Here is a 17,024-nt window from a genome sequence, read left to right on the forward strand (position 1 = left end):
CCTGAGGATGGCGGGTATACCGGGTGTGAAATGGTTTCACTAATTATGCATAAACCTCAATAACCATCACATTCTGTAGGGATACACCGTTTATAATGAATCGATTCAGTGAACACGTTCACTTTGTTAAATTAGAGTGTTCACGCCTCTTCTCATTAGCATCAGGAGTCGATCATGCAACCGAACCATAAGATCCTGTTTGAACCGTTTAATATCGGGAAACTGGAGATCAAAAACCGATTCGTTATGGCCCCGATGGGGCCAGGTGGGTTATGCGATGCGGATGGCTGTTTCAACGAAAGAGGCGCTGAGTATTACATCGAACGCGCCCGAGGGGGAACCGGCCTCATCATCACCGGCGTGACCATGGTGGAGAACGACATCGAAAAATGTGCCTTGCCCTCCATGCCCTGCCCAACGTTGAATCCGCTCAATTTTATTAAAACCGCCAAAATGATGACCGAACGGATCCATGCCTACGGCGCCAAAATCTTTTTACAGCTCTCCGCCGGGTTTGGCCGTGTCAGCATTCCGTCTATTGTCGGCCGCACGGCTGTCGCGCCGTCGCCGATCCCGCATCGTTGGCTGCCTGACGTCACCTGTCGGGAACTGACCCGGGAGGAAATTCACACCTATGTCCGAAAATTTGCCGAATCAGCCGCCATCGCCAAGAAAGCCGGTTTTGACGGTATTGAGATACACGCGGTACACGAGGGATATCTGTTGGATCAATTTGCCATATCCTTCTTTAACCAACGCACGGATGAATACGGCGGCAGCCTGAGAAACCGTTTGCGGTTTGCGATTGAAATCGTTCAGGCGATCAAAGCCGAATGCGGCCAGGATTACCCGGTATCGCTGCGCTACAGCATCAAAAGTTTTATTAAAGACTGGCGACAAGGCGGCCTGCCGGGAGAAACCTTCGCCGAACAAGGGCGTGATATCGAAGAAGGCATCGAGGCGGCCAAAATCCTGGAAGAAGCCGGGTATGACGCCTTCAACGGCGATGTCGGCTCCTATGATTCCTGGTACTGGGCGCATCCCCCGATGTATCAGGACAAAGGTTTATACCTGCCCTATAACGAAATTCTGAAGCGAATCCTGAACGTACCGGTGATTACCGCTGGCCGCATGGAAAACCCTGATCTGGCAAGCGCGGCGATCCTCAACGGGCAGACGGATATGATCGCGTTGGGCCGTCCTTTGCTGGCCGATGCGGAAATCCCCAATAAAATCAAAGCAGGCAAGTTTCATAAAGTGCGCCCGTGCTTATCCTGCCAGGAGGGATGTATGGGGCGGCTGGCTAAATTTGCGGCCATCTCCTGCGCCGTGAACCCGGCCTGCGGTCGGGAAAAAGACTATGCCATCGGCAAAGCCGAACGCGCTAAAAAAGTGTTGATTATCGGCGGTGGCCCGGCTGGCTGCGAGGCCGCGCGCGTAGCGGCATTACGCGGCCATATGGTGGTTCTGCATGAGAAATCCGACCGTCTGGGCGGCAACCTGATCCCCGGCGGCGTTCCCAGCTTTAAGGAAGACGACCATCTGCTGGCCGCTTGGTATCAGGACACCCTACGGGACTTGAACGTCGATATCCGTTTCTCCAGCACGGTAACGCAGGACATGCTGTTATCCAGTGAAGCTGACGCGGTTGTTTTCGCCACCGGCTCATCACCGCGCACCCTGGCGATCGGCGGCGCCGACAACGTCTATACCGCCGAGGAGGTGTTGCTCGGTAAGAAGGATCCCGGCCATAGCACTTTGATCATCGGCGGCGGGCTGGTCGGCTGTGAAACCGCGCTTTGGTTGGTTAACCAGGGCAAGCAGGTGACGCTGGTCGAAATGCAGGATGACATCCTGACGATTGGCGGCCCGCTGTGTCATGCCAATGAAGATATGCTGCGCGATTTGGTAGCGTTTAAAAATATCCGCTTGTTAACCGACACGGTCGTTTCCGGCGCCACGGCAAACGGATTTATGCTGAAAAATGCCGCCAATGAAGAAAGGGTATTCGCAGCGGATTCCGCCATATTGGCTATCGGTTACACCCCTCAGCGGGAATTATTCGAATCTGTCAGGAATGAATTGCCGGAAACGTATTTATTGGGCGACGCCAAGCAGGTGCAAAATATCATGTACGCTATTTGGGATGCGTATGAAGTAGCCAAAAATATTTAATGACCGTCAGCGTTATTTGGTCGCCTGTTTTCGCTATAAAGGGGGAACAGGCGGATTTTCCCTCTGTCGAGGTTTAAAGCCCATCCCAACAAGCGTTATTGACGCAGCCCATTTGGACTCGGACAGACAACACATAGTGAACGGACAACGCGCGTTGCCCGGCCCAACGGGCGAGCGCAGCGCGTAAACCGGAGCGTAGCGAGTACGTGAGGATTTCGAACACCGCCCAGGGCCAGAATGGCAAGTGAAATAACCCTAATGGGATAGGCTCTTAATGGAGATAATCAGTCTATTCATGTAATGGCGCATGCCTTCCCGCAAATCAAAACCACCATCATGCAGGCACCAGTTATAAATCAAACCGCGCGCTGAAATAAAAAGGTATTGCGTCATCTCCTCAGCGGAGGCCGTATTATCTATTTCCCCGCTGGCCTGACCGGCGTCAATAATAAGCTGCAACATCTTCTGCATATTCCGCCCTTTCATGATGAACAGCTTATTATTGCAGGTATAAAGTTGCTTGACGGTTTGCACCCCAATCTTCAAGTGATACGTAGAATAGGTGTCGAAAAATTCCAGGATCTTATCCAACGCGGTCGCATTCAGATGTTGAACCTGGTATTTGTCCAGGAAATACGTATCCGCCTGCTCGTACATTTCGACGAAAATATCGGTTTTGGTTTTAAAATGACGATAAAACGACCCGACAGACACACCGGCATGGGTACAGATATGGCTGATGGTGATATCTTCAATCGCGGTATCCTCCATCAGCATCAGCGCGCTGTCATAGAGTTTCTTTCGCGTCGTTATGTTTCTTCGCTGCCGCGTCGTTAATTTTGCTGTTGTCATCGTTATCCCAAATCATTCACGTCGCAGGAAGGCGGCGACCGGGGAGAATCATACCCCCACCGCAAGGCCAACGCTCCTGCAACGTGAACGTGACGAGTCTATTACCGACCAGCGTTATACCATGCCTCCGCTCTCTACTCTAGGTTCAGGCCTCCGTCTTCCCGGTGCCTGTTTTACGCCCGTAACACAGCCAGGTGATCACGACGCAGACCACATAGAACAGGACGAAGATCTTCATCGCCCCGGCCGGCGAGCCCGTCAGTGCCAGCGATGTGCCGAACGCTTTGGGAATGAAGAACCCACCGATGGCCCCCATCGCGGAAATAAACCCCAGCGCGGCGGCGGTATCTGTCACCGCACTACGTTGAGCTTCTTCATCGCTGCCACCCGCCGCTTTGACCCGCGCGACCGTCAGCCCTCGGAAGATAACCGCGATCATCTGGAACGTCGACCCGCTACCCAGCCCGGCAGTCAGGAACAGCAGCATAAAGACGCCGAAGAACAGCAGGAACGAGCCGGGCTGCCCCGAGCCAGGCAATGCCGTGAATAACAGTAACGACAAGACGGCCATGCACATAAAGTTAATCAACGTCACCCGCACGCCGCCGAAACGATCGGACAACATACCGCCGATCGGACGTGCCAGCGCACCCAGCAACGGGCCGAAGAAGGCATAGTGCAAGATGACGATGTCTGGAAACTGGGTTCGCGACAACATGGCGAAACCGGCGGAAAAGCCGATGAAGGAGCCGAACGCCGACAGATACAGCACGCCGAGGATCCATAAATTCCCACGTTTCAGCACCGGCAGTTGTTGACGTAGCGACGCTCTGGCGGTCGAAAGATCGTTCATGCCGAACCAGGCGGCCACTGCGGCGATAAGCAGCAACGGTACCCACACCCAGGGCGCATTCTGCAGCCAGATCATACTGCCATCCGGTTGGCTGACGCCTTTGCCGGTAAAACTCAGCACCGGCAGAAAGATCACCACCGGCACCAGCAATTGCATCACACTCACCCCCAGGTTGCCGAAACCGCCATTCATCCCCAACGCGCCGCCCTGCTTCGCTTTCGGGAAAAAGAAGCTGATGTTGGCCATACTGGATGCAAAATTGGCGCCGGCGAAACCGCACAGCAGTGAGATGATGATAAACACCCCATATGGCGTTTGCGGATCCTGCACCGCGAAGCCCAGCCACAGGCAGGGGATCACCAAGATCAGCGTACTGAACGTCGTCCAGCGACGACCGCCCGCCAACGGAATGATGAAAGAATACGGCACCCGCAACAGCGCGCCGGAGACCGACGGCAACGCCGTCAGCATGAACAGTTCATCGGTGGAGAAGTGAAAGCCGACCTTATTCAGGTTGACCGCCACGGTACTGAACAGCATCCATACACAGAAAGCCAGTAACAAGCAGGGGATAGAGATCCACAGGTTGCGTTGGGCGATGCGTCGCCCTTGTGATTGCCAAAATTGAGGAACTTCGGGGTGCCATTCCCGGATCACCGTTTCACGCGAAACATCTGGCGTGGTTGTCGACTGCGTCATAAAAACCTCGGTCAGTAAGAGTAGCCCTATCATCAGGCGCAACATTAGGGGTTATGCCGCTGTGAAAGTTGACGTATATCAACGGGTTGACGGGTAGGAAAACCACACTGGCCATGACGCACTCCTTTGGGAGTAAAATATCCGCTGCCGTTAATCATTCTATTTCATACGGTTACTCTGGGGTATCACCCGCGGGTCATGGCCGTCGCACCCAACGGAAATTTCGGGGTACTCATTTAGGAGTATGGGGTTATCCGCCAGAATGGGAAAAAATACGCATTCGTCTGGCGGTCTCCCGCTGGCCCCTCTCGCCAGAAAAGGCATTGATATGTTCAAACGATTCCTGCTTCCGCTATCGTTGGTCAATCAGGTTGCCATCCTGATGTTATTGCTTGGCCTGCTGGGCATCGCCGGTATGGCCGTCTCCGGCTGGATGTCGCAGAGCATTCAGGGCAATGCGCACGCCATCAATAAAGCGGGCTCGTTGCGTATGCAGAGTTACCGGCTGTTATCGCTGGTACCGTTAAACGCCGGCCATGAGATCTATTTTCAGGAACTGGAGCGGGACGAAAACAGCAGCGATCTGCAACAGGCGGTACGCCGGGAAGGGTTGGGGGAACAATTCGACAGTTTGCGGCATTACTGGTCTTCTCAGTTGAAACCGCGCTTACGCCAGGCCGGCAGCACCGCCGATGCGGCGACGGAGGTGGCCGCTTTCGTCCGCCAGTTGGATGCGCTGGTTTCCGCCATCGATCAGAAAACCGAAACGCGCCTGCAGCGAGTGACCTGGGTGCAACAGGGGTTTATCACCCTCATGCTGCTGTTGCTGCTCGCCACCTTCTTTTACCTGCGTCACCGTCTGCTGACCCCATGGCGCAAGTTGATTTTCATGGCGCAAGCCATCGGTCGCGGCGATTTTGACCAGCGGGTCACGCTGCCCGGCCAGGATGAAATGAGCACGCTGGCGCAAACCCTCAACCGAATGTCGGACGAGCTTTCCGCCATATACCGCGATTTGGCGCATCGGGTCGCGGAAAAGACCGCCGACCTGCAGCAGAAAAACGATACGCTGGAGTTTCTATACCGATCCAGCCGACGGCTGCACACCAGTTCCCCCTTGTGCAGTCGCCTGCTGCCGGTGCTGGATGAGCTGGCGCAATTGATGCCGCTGCACGACATCCGCCTCCAGTTGTTTGAGGATAACCATCAGGCGCAATCCCATCCCGCCGCCCTGACGCAGCTTCCCGACCCCGACCGCTGCCCTGATCGCCATTGCCAGCGACGTTGCTACCAACATTCGCCCGCGTCGGCGCCAACCGGCGACAGCCTCTGTTGGGATCTGCACGATAAGCATGGACATTACGGCATGGTGCTTGCCTGCCTGCCCGCTGGAGGCCAGCTTGACGCAGACCAGCACCAGTTGTTGAACACGCTGCTGGAACAGTTGACCAGCACACTGGCGCTGGAGCGCCAGTCCAGCCATCAACAACAGTTGATGCTGATGGAAGAACGCGCCACCATCGCCAGAGAGTTGCACGACTCTATCGCCCAGTCGCTCTCCTGCCTGAAGATTCAGGTCAGTTGTTTACAAATGCAGCACGACACGCTGACGCCAGACATGCAGCAGCAGTTATCCGCCATGCGCGACGAAATCAATACCGCTTATCGGCAATTGCGGGAGCTGCTGACGACCTTCCGCCTGAAACTGTCTGAATCCGGCCTGCCCGCCGCGCTGCGGGCTACGGCCGATGAATTCGGCAAACGTCTGGGGTACCCGATTCAGCTGCATTATCAATTGCCTTTGCAGGCGGTTTCCGCCCACCAGGGTATCCATCTGCTGCAAATCGTGCGTGAGGCGTTGAGCAATATTTATAAACATGCGCACGCCACCGACGTCAGCATTACCTTACGCCAGCACCAGCAGCACATTGTGCTGAGCGTGTGCGACAACGGCGTCGGCATCAGCGACAACGCCCTGCGCGCCAACCATTACGGGCTTATTATCATGCGCGATCGTGCTCGCAGCCTGCACGGCGACTGCGCCGTCCGACGCCGTGATGCCGGCGGTACAGAGGTGTACGTCAGTTTTCAGGCGGATTACCACCAGCCATTAGTGATATCAGGAGAAAACCATGACCAATGAAGAACCCGCCACCGTCCTGCTGATTGATGACCACCCTATGCTGCGTAACGGCGTAAAACAACTCATCGGCATGACTGCGGATTTGCGGGTCATCGATGAAGCCAGCCATGGCGAACAAGGCGTGGAAATGGCGGAACGCTGGGATCCCGATTTGATCCTGCTCGACCTGAATATGCCGGGCATGAACGGGCTGGAAACATTGGCTCGCCTGCGTGAGAAACCGCTCTCCGGCCGTATTGTGGTGTTTAGCGTCTCCAACCACGAAGATGATGTGGTCAGCGCCCTGAAAAACGGCGCCGATGGTTATCTGTTGAAGGATATGGAGCCCGAAGACCTGCTGGCGGCTCTGCAACAGGCTGCCGCCGGGAAAATGGTGCTCAGCGACACGCTGACGCCCATTCTCGCCGCCAGCCTGCGGGAAAACCGGCATCCGGGCGATCGGGATATCCAGCAGCTGACGCCGAGAGAAAAAGACATTCTGAAGCTGATCGCCCAGGGGCTGCCCAACAAAGTGATCGCCCGTAAGCTCAACATCACCGAAAGCACGGTGAAAGTCCATGTCAAGCACCTGCTGAAAAAGATGAAACTGCGCTCCCGCGTAGAAGCCGCTGTCTGGGTATTGCAGGAAAAAAGTCTGTAACGGCCGCGGATGCGGCCATCGATACGCCATGATCAACGCAAAGCGACTGCACAGATGATGCCCATGCGCGGTAGGGTAAAACGCCGCCGGATGCCTTTTTCATCAATGGGCTAGCATGTTTTTTTCATGCTGTATCGCCCGCCGACCATGAAACAATATTGATGATTAACCATAATCAGATCATGGTCTCTCCAAAGGAATTGTTTTTTAATTCATTGATTAAAATATAAAAATATTTAAATACACGCCCATACACTTCTACACGTTTATTTTCATAACCCCCTATCTAGTAAAGGCTTTGAATGCTTCTACTTAATTTCTCGCCATTTTCCTAAATATTTCCCCACATTCCTTTCCTAGACTGGCCTATAGCGGCTCGACAGCGCCGTTTCACCAGAGACTCCGGAGGAAAAAGAGATGCAAGCCAGAGAACGATTCATTGGCCTTGAATGGCTCCGCTTCCTGCTGGGATGCTATGTCATGATCTACCATACGGTGCATGTCTATCCGCAGCGTGAAAAAATTCCTTTTCTCAGCGAACTGACCAGCATGGGTTTCTTCGCTACCAGCACGTTTTTCGTGCTGTCGGGTTTTTTACTGGCCCACGTCTACATTCGTAACGGCCAGTTGCGCGAACCGGCGCGTCACTTTCTCGCCAAACGCCTGTTCAATCTCTACCCCGTGCATATCGTCGGTCTGGTCGCCTCCATCCTGGTGCTCAGTCTGATGCATTGGCTGGCGATAGCGCCTGATGGCCAGCTCGCCAGCCCGCGCTTTGTCATCTACGACAGCAACGATCCCAGCGTCAGCCCCGATTCCCTGCACCACTACATGAGCAATAGCCAGTTGGCCCTCAACGGCTTGCTGCAATTACTGCTGTTACAGGCCTGGAATCCCTATTTTCTGACCTTCAACGCGCCGCTCTGGTCGGTCTCCACGCTGTTTTTCTTCTACCTATTGTTTCCCATCGTGGCACCCCGGCTGCTGGCGAGTCGGCATCCACGGCGGTGGCTGAGCCTGGTGGCGTTGCTGTATCTGCTGCCGCCGTTATGGGTGATCGGACACGGTCTGTACGGGGTTCCCTACACCGGCATGCTGCAACGTGGCCCGCTGCTCCGGCTGCCCGAGTTTCTGGCGGGCATTTTAGGGTACGCGATCTTCCGGCAATACCGGGAGGGTACGCTTTCGCCGCTCTCATTCTGGCGGCGTAATGCGCTGCTGGCCTTTATCAGCGCCAGCTTTCTGGTCGGTACCTGGTTGTTCACTCACGGCAAACCCTACTGGTATTTTCTGCTACACAACGGCCTGCTACTGCCGGCGCAGGTCGCACTGGTTTGTTTAAGCGCCGGTATCCGCGACCCGGCGAGCGAACAGGTTAAAATCTGGGCTGGACGGCTGGGCGCCGCCTCGCTGTCCATCTTCGCGCTGCATGTCCCGTTGTTTAATCTGTTCCGCACCCTGGAGCAGTTGCTGCGCGGCGATCCGCTCCAATGTTTCAGCAACTGGCGCGCGTGTGTGGATGCCGCAAGTCAGGTGCAACTGTCCATCATCGGATACGGTGTTTTCCTGCTGACGACCATCGCTCTGTGCGTACTGTTTCAGGAGCGGTTCGTCGTCCGGCTGCGTCTCTATCTCACGGAACGCTTTCTGGCGCGTCGTTTTACCCAATCCCGCAGCCCCGCCTGAATGTACAAGGTTGTAACGGTGATGTGATCATCATCACCGTTATAGCCGTTAATCATTACTGTCGTCGTTTATAACAATTTACGTTCTAATTAGTGGTGACTTATACCTAGAGACACAGAGCGATTCCTGTTAATGTTTGCATCGCCGATCCATACCGGCATGTTATTCAACCGGTTGAACGTCCAAATGGCGTCCTTCACTCCCAGTTACCACTGTTTATCTGACAACATGACACATACCAAACATGCACTTTCGTCGCTGAGCCTGTTTATCGCTCTCAGTGCCGCAGGCATTTCTTCCAGCCACGCCGATACCGTCTGGCTGACCAATGGCGATAAAATCAGCGGCCAGATTACCTTGTTGGACAGCGGTAAGCTGTTCATCAAGACCGACTATGCCGATACGGTTTCCCTCTCCTGGGACAAGGTCAAAACCTTCCAGACCGACCACGGCATGGTGATTCAGGGACAACGCTATGAAAAAGGCGTGCTTTATCCATCTATCAAAGCGATGGATTCCCAACGCGCGATTCTCGCTCAGCCAGCCACCGTTGACGGCCAGCAGGTAAGCGCCGGTCAGGAAACGCTGCCGCTGTCCGATATCAACACCATGGTGGTGCCGCACCGCTGGGTTGAGGATTTCTCCTGGAAAGGCAACGTTGACGTCAGTCTGGCGCGCAAGAAAAGCTCTACTGAGACGGACAACCACGATGTCACCCTCAACTCGAAACTGCGTCATGGCACTTGGCGTCATAATCTGGATGCCAGCTACCACATGGCCAAGGAAGATGAGGTAGAGAGCACCAAAAACGCCGCCGGCGAATATGCGCTGGACAAATTCATGAGCGAACACTGGTTCTGGCAGGGTCGCTATGAATACAAACGCGACTGGATAGAAAACATCAAAATCACCCGCTCCGTCGGTACCGGTCCGGGTTATCAGTTCTGGGATAACGATCTGGGTTCCTTCTCGCTGGCGACGCTGGTCAACTCCCAGGAGTTCGTTTACCAGAACAATAGCGAAGATAACTTCTATTCCAGCGGTCTGAAATGGAGCTACGATCGTTTCCTGTTTGGTAAACGCACCGAATTGTTCACCGACGGTGAAGTCGGCCGCTCCTTCGACAGTACCACGCCGTTGTACATCAAGGCTGGTGCCGGTCTGCGCTTCAAAGTGACGGACTGGTCTTCCGTCAGTATGAAAGTCACCCGCAACCGTACAGAAAGCACTCAGGGTAACGTCAACGACACCCTGTATACGCTGGGTCTGGGCGTAGGCTGGTAAACCTGAACGTCGGCCCGGAATCACACAACCGGGCCGACGCTTGGCATCAACGCCGGCCCCGCAGGCCCGGCGTGCATACCGCATAAAAATAACGCCGTCTGGCTCATCCCTCCGCCGCGCTTTCTCAACTTCTCTGCGTATTACACGCGCCCTCCGCCAACCGCAGACACGCCTTTATCGGGCCAACGGCGCAGCGGCCGCCATTTTGTCGATCTCGTCAAAATAGAGTTCGGAATTGCTCATTCCCATCCTGACGTTCAGCAAATTATCCCGCACCGCCACCAGTAGTTTCCCCTGCAACATCACGACAAACGGCGAATTCTCCCTCACCGCTTGTTGCAAAATTCGGTAATCCTCACGCCGCTGACGCGGATCGCGCTCCGCCGCAGCCAAGTGCGTCAGTTGGCTCAGCGCAGGGATCCGCCAACTCAAACGAGAGGCCAGCGTCGGCGGCCGGCCCGGCATATTGAAAGCGAACGCGCCGGCGTTGCTATTCGGGTCGGCATAGTCCGGCCCCCAATACACAAAAACCGCCTGAAAACGACGCGCTCGCATACGGCTCCAAAGCTCGCTTTCCAACAGCGGCTGCACATCAATCCGAATGTCGGCCAGCGCGAAGCTGGCCTGCAGTGCCTGAGCAATATCGGTATAGGGCGGTTGATTGATCACCATCAGCGAAAAACGACTGCCAGCGGGAGTCCCCGCCTGGGCTAATATGCTTTTGGCTTTCTCCACATCTAACCGGAATGGTGCTTCCGTGACGGCGCCGTCAATACCTTGCGGCAGGAAGTTCTGATGGACAGTGAACTGGTTTTTCAGCAATCCAGATGCCAGCCCCTCATAGTCAACCAGCCAACGTGCCGCCTGCCAGAAAGCGGGATTACCCAACAATTTGGCGTCAGAGGCGGCGGTATTAAACCCCAAATAATAGACTTTGTTGCCAGGGGTCATCTCGACCCGAATCCCCGGTTGCCCCATCAGTGCACTGAATTGATCGGCGCTCAAACTGTATGCCGCGTCCACATCCCCTTGCAGCAACAACAATCGACGCACGCTGGGGTCAACCACATCTTTGAGGATGACTCGCCTGAGCCGGGGCATTCGTTGTGCATAGGGATTGGTTTCAAGCAACAGCGATTGCTGGGGAATAAGTCGCGGGGAATGTGCGCAGCAAGTCCTGCAAGACCGGTTGGGAGGTAGTGCGAGATATCCCTAAATCGCCATGCAGCAACGCCGCCAGATAGTGAAAGAATTGCCGCCAGAGCGGTTGCTCCAGCCCTAACTGCCGCCGGGCCTGCTCGTAGGTCGCATCGTTGGCGTATTCACCGACAACCGACAACGTCGGGTCAATGGCTGCGATATGCGTCAATAGAAAAGTAAAAAACAGCAGGCTTAATAACGTGAGGAATAGCGAAAGAAACCGACTCAGGAGGTTCCCTGTCAGTGCCAGTGAGCTTCTCACATACTGATGAAACACACTCATTGGCACAATCCCTGTTGCCGGGGGGAAGGTTTTAGCCTGTATCTCTATCCCAACGATACAGGGTTATAAAATCAACAACGGTGCGCCTGGTTACGTATCCGCACGGCCCGGCACGACCGCTCATGCATCAGCGTCTGAAGGCGGGCACTGTTGCAGTTCACGCACTTTGCACGCCAGTTCCGTCAAGTTTTCATCCGCCATGCCATGATGGTTCAATTCCTGTTCCAGCGCAAACAGATACTGGGCATTGGTGCCCAACGGCCCACTGGCGCGTGCGATCAACGGCGCTACGCTATGGATACAGGTATCCGGTTCAAGCAACGGATGTTCCTGATTGGTAACGAAGACCAGCGCAGTTAACCGCCTGCCATTGTGACACTGTAACTCAGACCACAGTGGGCAATAGCAACCCGTCAACATCTCGCGTTTCCACAGCAATTCCAATTCTTCACGCAGAGTGACTTCCGGTAGCCGGTAAGCCAGCCCGGTGGTCTCGCCACCGGGTTTAAGACCCAGCATCCGCCCGGGTTGATTGACGGTACCTCGACCGGCAGTAAGACGCAGGCAAAATGCCCGATGCCAGCCACTCAACGTCGCCAGGCAGACCTCTTCGGCATCAAATACCGGATTCCACATCAACGAGCCATAACCGAAGACCCAAACCGAACTCCGATCCGGTCGACGCACTAATGTATCATCCAGAGAGGCGGCGCGTTGCTGAGGGGTCAGTAACAACTGCTCATCAATCTGTCCAAACGATGTCCCGCAATCCGCTTTTTGCAAAAAATCTCGCGTCAACACGACTTACTCACCCTCACACCCAAAAACCCAATCCACAATGGCACTGCTATTGCCTATTTTGACTGAATAACAACCCCGTAATCAACGAGTGAATTGGTTAATTTCACAGCAAAAGAATGGACAGACTGACCTTCCCTCTACCGATGCCTTGACATTGTTATGGGCCGACAAACTGCACCGGCGGCGACATCGGATAGCGCCCGCCGGCGGCGCGCTGAAACGTTGCGAGTCCCCCCCTTAACCGAGCTTGGCCGCGACAACAGTTCTCTCCTTGCGGTCACTGTCGTTACATGCAAAGGAATACCCTAAGAAATATGAGTAATTTCCTATTTATTCCCCATCAGCATCAAAACCTGCAATGTAAAGTCATGAAAATATCCATTAAAACCAACAATGTTGATTTTTTGTTTTTATAAATTAATTTATTATTAATAAGATAAGATAGAAAAAATAAAAATAGGACATTCTGATGAGATTATTCTATTTTTTTATGATTTAACCCCCATCACTCAGGCAATGTAGGGACACCCACAGAAAACCCATGCCGGATCGCCCCATGCCCAGGAGCCGCTACACATGACATCGTCAGCCGAAACCGTAAAAACCCGTCACCATGAATACACGCTGCTTATTCCGTTAATCGCCCTGCTAACGCTGTTGCAATGGGGCGATACCCGCAGCCTGACAGGCATGATCGCCATAAATTTGCTGGCGCTGGCCGGGATTCTTGCCAGCGCATTCAGCGTAGTGCGACATGCGGATGTGCTGGCGCACCGGCTGGGAGAACCCTATGGCTCGCTGATCCTCAGCCTGTCGGTAGTGATACTGGAAGTTAGCCTGATTTCCGCCCTGATGGCTACCGGCGACGCCAGCCCGACGCTAATGCGCGATACCCTTTATTCCATCATCATGATCGTCAGCGGCGGCCTGGTCGGTTTCGCTCTGTTGCTGGGCGGCCGAAAATTCGCGACCCAATATGTCAATCTGGGGGGCATAAAACAGTATTTGATGGCGATTTTTCCGCTTTCGGTACTGGTGCTGGTCTTTCCCGCTGCGCTGCCGCAGGGAAACTTCTCCGTCACGCAGTCCATCATTATTGCGCTGATCTCCGCCATGATGTACGGCGTATTCCTGCTAATTCAAACCCGCACCCATCAGAATCTGTTTGTTTACGAACACGAAGATGATGGCGACGATGCCGACCCGCATCACGGCAAACCCTCAGCCCACAGTTCACCGTGGCATGCCGTCTGGCTGCTGGTTCATCTGATCGCCGTTATTGGCGTGACCAAAATGGATTCCCCGTTGCTGGAAGCGTTGCTGGATACGTTGAATGCACCGCCGCAGTTCACCGGTTTTCTGGTCGCACTATTGATCCTCTCACCGGAAGGGTTAGGCGCGATTACCGCTGTACTGCGCAATCAGGTGCAACGCGCCATGAATCTGTTTTTCGGATCCGTTTTAGCCACAATTTCACTCACCGTACCGGCGGTGACGCTTATCGCCACGCTGACCGGTAAATCGCTGCTGTTCGCGCTGGGGCTGCCGCACATCGTGGTTATGCTCACCGTGCTGATACTGTGCCACATTTCGTTTTCCACCGGTCGCACCAACGTCCTGAACGGCAGCGCGCATCTGGCGCTGTTCATCGCCTATCTGATGACCATCATGCTGTAACTGAAGCGACGGCGGGCAATCATGCTCGCCCGCCCTCCTTTTCCGAGTGAAAAAATGCCCGACCAGGGTGTCACATGCCGCGGGTGGGCGTTTTGACGTTTACAGAACTCAGGCAAAACCTGGCATTAAAGTGGCCGAACCTTGGCATTATCGGTGCGAAAATAACGCTTCTGTTGATATAGTTCTGGATTTAAAGCAAAAAAGAGGCGTATCGTATTGCCACTCTCGCGACGGGCCCCTCGACCCGCCTTTTTTTTATTTTTGGTTGTCTATTCCCCATGAAATTACACCGAATTAACGGTATTAAACCGTTCAGTGCGCTGATTGAAGCTTGCTGGCGGGAAAAATACACACTGTCGCGTTTTACTCATGATGTCATCGCCGGGATCACCGTAGGCATTATCGCCATCCCTTTGGCCATGGCGCTGGCGATTGCCAGCGGCGTACCACCGCAGTACGGGCTTTATACCTCTGCCATCGCCGGGATTATTATTGCTATCTGTGGCGGTTCTCGTTTCAGCGTATCCGGCCCGACGGCGGCGTTCGTCGTCATCCTCTACCCGGTTTCCCAACAGTTCGGGCTTTCCGGGCTGCTGATGGCGACGCTGCTTTCCGGTCTGTTTTTGCTGTTGATGGGGCTATGTCGTTTCGGCCGCTTGATCGAATACATTCCGTTGCCGGTTACGCTCGGTTTCACCTCCGGGATTGCCATCACTATCGCTACGATGCAGGTCAAAGACTTCTTCGGCCTGACCATGACGACGGTGCCGGAACACTATACGGAAAAGGTCGTGGCGCTGATCCAGGGGCTGCCGACCCTGAATCTTGCCGATACGCTGGTCGGGGCAACCACGCTATTCGTGTTGATCATCTGGCCACGCTTGGGCATTCGCCTGCCAGGACACCTACCTGCATTGTTGGCCGGCGTCGCCGTGATGGCGGTGATGGGGCATTTTTTCCATATGGATGTCGCCACCATTGGCTCACGTTTCAGCTACCTGCTGGATGATGGCACCCGTGGGCAGGGCATTCCCGCCATCCTGCCCCGCTTCGAATTCCCCTGGAACATTCCTGCGTCGGACGGGCAGACCTTGCCGCTGACCTGGAAAAGTCTCTCAGCACTGTTGCCTGCCGCCTTTTCCATGGCCATGCTCGGCGCGATCGAGTCATTGCTATGCGCCGTGGTGTTGGACGGTATGACCGGCCGCAAACATCATCCAAGCAGCGAATTGCTGGGTCAGGGTATCGGTAACATGGTGGCGCCGTTCTTTGGTGGGATCACCGCTACCGCCGCCATCGCCCGTTCCGCCGCCAATGTGCGGGCTGGGGCCAGTTCGCCGATCTCCGCCGTGATCCACGCACTGCTGGTATTGCTCTCTCTGCTGGTGCTGGCGCCCTGGTTATCCTATCTACCGTTGTCGGCGATGGCGTCGCTGCTGCTGCTGGTGGCCTGGAACATGAGTGAAGCGCATAAAGTCATTTATCTATTGAGACGTGCCCCGCGGGACGACATTTTGGTGCTGTTGCTCTGCATGTCGCTAACCGTGTTGTTCGATATGGTCATCGCCATCACAGTGGGTATTGTGCTGGCGTCAATACTGTTCATGCGCAATGTGGCGCGTATGACCCGCATCATCGAGCTGCCAGGTACTCTCCCCGGCGAGAGACTGGTGCTACGTATCAACGGCCCGCTGTTTTTCGCTGCCGCCGAGCGAATTTTCAGCGAGCTGATGGAACGCAGTGAGCAATATCCGGTGGTGGTTCTGCAATGGGAGGCGGTATCCGTACTGGATGCCGGTGGTTTGAACGCCTTTTTGCGCTTTGTGGAACTGCTGCCGGCCGAAAAACATCTGGTGATCACCGATATTCCGTTCCAGCCGTTGAAAACATTGGCACGCGCCAATGTGGCGCCCATCGCCAACCGATTGAGCTTCTACGCCACGCTGCCGCAGGCGCTGATAGAAACAACGCCACATCAAGAAACACCGTCGAGTTGAACGGTTGAACTGGCCCGTTACCCGGGCTCAGTTCAATACATTGCGCGTTGATCGCAGGCGCACCGACAGGCATTCCGCCCGCAAGGTCAACGCCAACGCATAATGACGACAACTGGCGTCAATCGCGTCCAACTGCTCGCCAGATAGCGTATAGGGCAGTTGGATATCCAGCTCCTGCATCCCCTGCTGCTGCGCCAGAGCAATCAATCGAGAAAGATTGGTTTCATCACTGGCCTGGGTGGACATCACCTGTAACGCCAGTTCACGCAACGCTTCACGAGCAGCGACTCCATCGCCCGGCGGCGATTTAGTCACCATGCCGAAAATCGGCAACACGCCATACATAGCGTCGATAAAGCGCCAGTGCTTACGGCAAAGCGCGCCAAGCCAGGCGGTGTAGTCAACACAAATCTTTTCACTGGAGCTTACAGGTATCGCAAGATGAGACGTTTTCATCTTCTTCCCCTCTCCGTTACTCAGTCATTTTTCGTATGATCCTGACCGACGGCGTCTCGGGCGATCCGGCCATCGCCGGTCAACCATTACGACGTGAAGGATCGTAATCGGGTATAGTGTCATCCATAATTGTAGAGACGGTGTGAAAATGCCGCGTTTTTTCTCTTCGTAGTGGGATCCACCGCACCCTATCTCCCCAACCGAAGGAAGCGGAGAAAACGTGATCTGCCGCCTAATGCCGCGCGACGTAGCACCGATATAAAAGAGATATCCCGATA

General features: G+C 54.8%; 12 protein-coding genes and 1 pseudogene. 7 read left to right on the forward strand and 6 right to left on the reverse strand.

Annotation, left to right across the window (positions count from 1 at the left end; translation table 11 throughout):
* The first annotated feature begins 174 nt into the window (after nt 1-174).
* Nucleotides 175-2,175, forward strand: a complete 2,001-nt coding sequence (locus HEP82_RS04780) for an oxidoreductase (RefSeq protein ID WP_192457033.1) — start codon at nt 175-177, stop codon at nt 2,173-2,175.
* A 255-nt stretch (nt 2,176-2,430) separates the two neighbouring features.
* Here the strand turns inward: HEP82_RS04780 and HEP82_RS04785 are convergent, their stop codons facing one another.
* On the reverse strand, nt 2,431-3,027 hold the full coding sequence (locus tag HEP82_RS04785; protein WP_192457034.1) for a TetR/AcrR family transcriptional regulator: 597 nt from the start codon (nt 3,025-3,027) through the stop codon (nt 2,431-2,433).
* 145 nt (nt 3,028-3,172) lie between these two features.
* The gene (locus HEP82_RS04790) at nt 3,173-4,579 is read right to left on the reverse strand and encodes a NarK family nitrate/nitrite MFS transporter (protein WP_192457035.1); all 1,407 of its coding nucleotides are present in this window, start codon (nt 4,577-4,579) and stop codon (nt 3,173-3,175) included.
* A gap of 328 nt (nt 4,580-4,907) precedes the next feature.
* Between HEP82_RS04790 and narX the strand changes: the two genes are divergently transcribed.
* The 4 genes from narX to HEP82_RS04810 all read left to right on the forward strand — a co-directional run bounded on the left by narX (nt 4,908) and on the right by HEP82_RS04810 (nt 10,332).
* On the forward strand, nt 4,908-6,722 hold the full coding sequence (gene narX, locus HEP82_RS04795; protein ID WP_192457036.1) for a nitrate/nitrite two-component system sensor histidine kinase NarX: 1,815 nt from the start codon (nt 4,908-4,910) through the stop codon (nt 6,720-6,722).
* Entirely contained in the window at nt 6,712-7,362 is a 651-nt protein-coding gene (narL, locus tag HEP82_RS04800; protein WP_012765379.1) for a two-component system response regulator NarL, read from the forward strand. Before narX ends, narL begins: the two co-directional genes overlap by 11 nt.
* A 417-nt stretch (nt 7,363-7,779) precedes the next feature.
* Nucleotides 7,780-9,048, forward strand: a complete 1,269-nt coding sequence (locus HEP82_RS04805; protein ID WP_192457037.1) for an acyltransferase family protein — start codon at nt 7,780-7,782, stop codon at nt 9,046-9,048.
* Nucleotides 9,049-9,276: 228 nt separating this feature from the next.
* On the forward strand, nt 9,277-10,332 hold the full coding sequence (locus HEP82_RS04810) for a DUF481 domain-containing protein (RefSeq protein ID WP_192457038.1): 1,056 nt from the start codon (nt 9,277-9,279) through the stop codon (nt 10,330-10,332).
* A gap of 174 nt (nt 10,333-10,506) precedes the next feature.
* Here HEP82_RS04810 and HEP82_RS04815 read toward each other — a convergent pair whose 3' ends face one another.
* From HEP82_RS04815 to HEP82_RS04825, 3 genes and pseudogenes are all read right to left on the reverse strand, one after another.
* Complete coding sequence (locus tag HEP82_RS04815; RefSeq protein WP_225622320.1) at nt 10,507-11,463, reverse strand: ABC transporter substrate-binding protein; 957 nt, start codon at nt 11,461-11,463, stop codon at nt 10,507-10,509.
* A gap of 19 nt (nt 11,464-11,482) precedes the next feature.
* A pseudogene (locus tag HEP82_RS04820) lies at nt 11,483-11,815 on the reverse strand (ABC transporter permease); the annotation flags it as partial.
* A 120-nt stretch (nt 11,816-11,935) separates the two neighbouring features.
* On the reverse strand, nt 11,936-12,616 hold the full coding sequence (locus HEP82_RS04825) for a gamma-glutamylcyclotransferase (RefSeq protein ID WP_192457040.1): 681 nt from the start codon (nt 12,614-12,616) through the stop codon (nt 11,936-11,938).
* A gap of 576 nt (nt 12,617-13,192) precedes the next feature.
* On the opposite strand from HEP82_RS04825, the gene chaA reads away from it, so the two are divergent.
* Nucleotides 13,193-14,293 carry a sodium-potassium/proton antiporter ChaA gene (chaA, locus tag HEP82_RS04830; RefSeq protein ID WP_192457041.1) on the forward strand — a complete coding sequence of 367 codons (1,101 nt, stop codon included), beginning with the start codon at nt 13,193-13,195 and terminating at the stop codon, nt 14,291-14,293.
* Between the two features lie 278 nt (nt 14,294-14,571).
* A complete protein-coding gene (gene dauA, locus HEP82_RS04835; protein ID WP_192457042.1) occupies nt 14,572-16,290 on the forward strand; it encodes a C4-dicarboxylic acid transporter DauA in 1,719 nt (572 codons plus the stop codon).
* Nucleotides 16,291-16,317: 27 nt separating this feature from the next.
* On the opposite strand, the gene HEP82_RS04840 is transcribed toward dauA, so the two are convergent.
* Entirely contained in the window at nt 16,318-16,746 is a 429-nt protein-coding gene (locus HEP82_RS04840; protein WP_192457043.1) for a hypothetical protein, read from the reverse strand.
* Nucleotides 16,747-17,024 lie beyond the last annotated feature (278 nt).

Source organism: Musicola keenii (assembly GCF_014855505.1).
In the GTDB taxonomy this organism is placed as follows: Bacteria; Pseudomonadota; Gammaproteobacteria; order Enterobacterales; family Enterobacteriaceae; genus Musicola; species Musicola paradisiaca.

What these genes read in the sequence shown, in the direction of transcription:
- HEP82_RS04780 (WP_192457033.1), top strand. Translation starts at nt 175, where the DNA reads ATGCAACCGAACCATAAGATCCTGTTTGAACCGTTTAATATCGGGAAA.
- HEP82_RS04785 (WP_192457034.1), bottom strand. Translation starts at nt 3,027, where the DNA reads ATGACAACAGCAAAATTAACGACGCGGCAGCGAAGAAACATAACGACG.
- HEP82_RS04790 (WP_192457035.1), bottom strand. Translation starts at nt 4,579, where the DNA reads ATGACGCAGTCGACAACCACGCCAGATGTTTCGCGTGAAACGGTGATC.
- narX (WP_192457036.1), top strand. Translation starts at nt 4,908, where the DNA reads ATGTTCAAACGATTCCTGCTTCCGCTATCGTTGGTCAATCAGGTTGCC.
- narL (WP_012765379.1), top strand. Translation starts at nt 6,712, where the DNA reads ATGACCAATGAAGAACCCGCCACCGTCCTGCTGATTGATGACCACCCT.
- HEP82_RS04805 (WP_192457037.1), top strand. Translation starts at nt 7,780, where the DNA reads ATGCAAGCCAGAGAACGATTCATTGGCCTTGAATGGCTCCGCTTCCTG.
- HEP82_RS04810 (WP_192457038.1), top strand. Translation starts at nt 9,277, where the DNA reads ATGACACATACCAAACATGCACTTTCGTCGCTGAGCCTGTTTATCGCT.
- chaA (WP_192457041.1), top strand. Translation starts at nt 13,193, where the DNA reads ATGACATCGTCAGCCGAAACCGTAAAAACCCGTCACCATGAATACACG.
- dauA (WP_192457042.1), top strand. Translation starts at nt 14,572, where the DNA reads ATGAAATTACACCGAATTAACGGTATTAAACCGTTCAGTGCGCTGATT.
- HEP82_RS04840 (WP_192457043.1), bottom strand. Translation starts at nt 16,746, where the DNA reads ATGAAAACGTCTCATCTTGCGATACCTGTAAGCTCCAGTGAAAAGATT.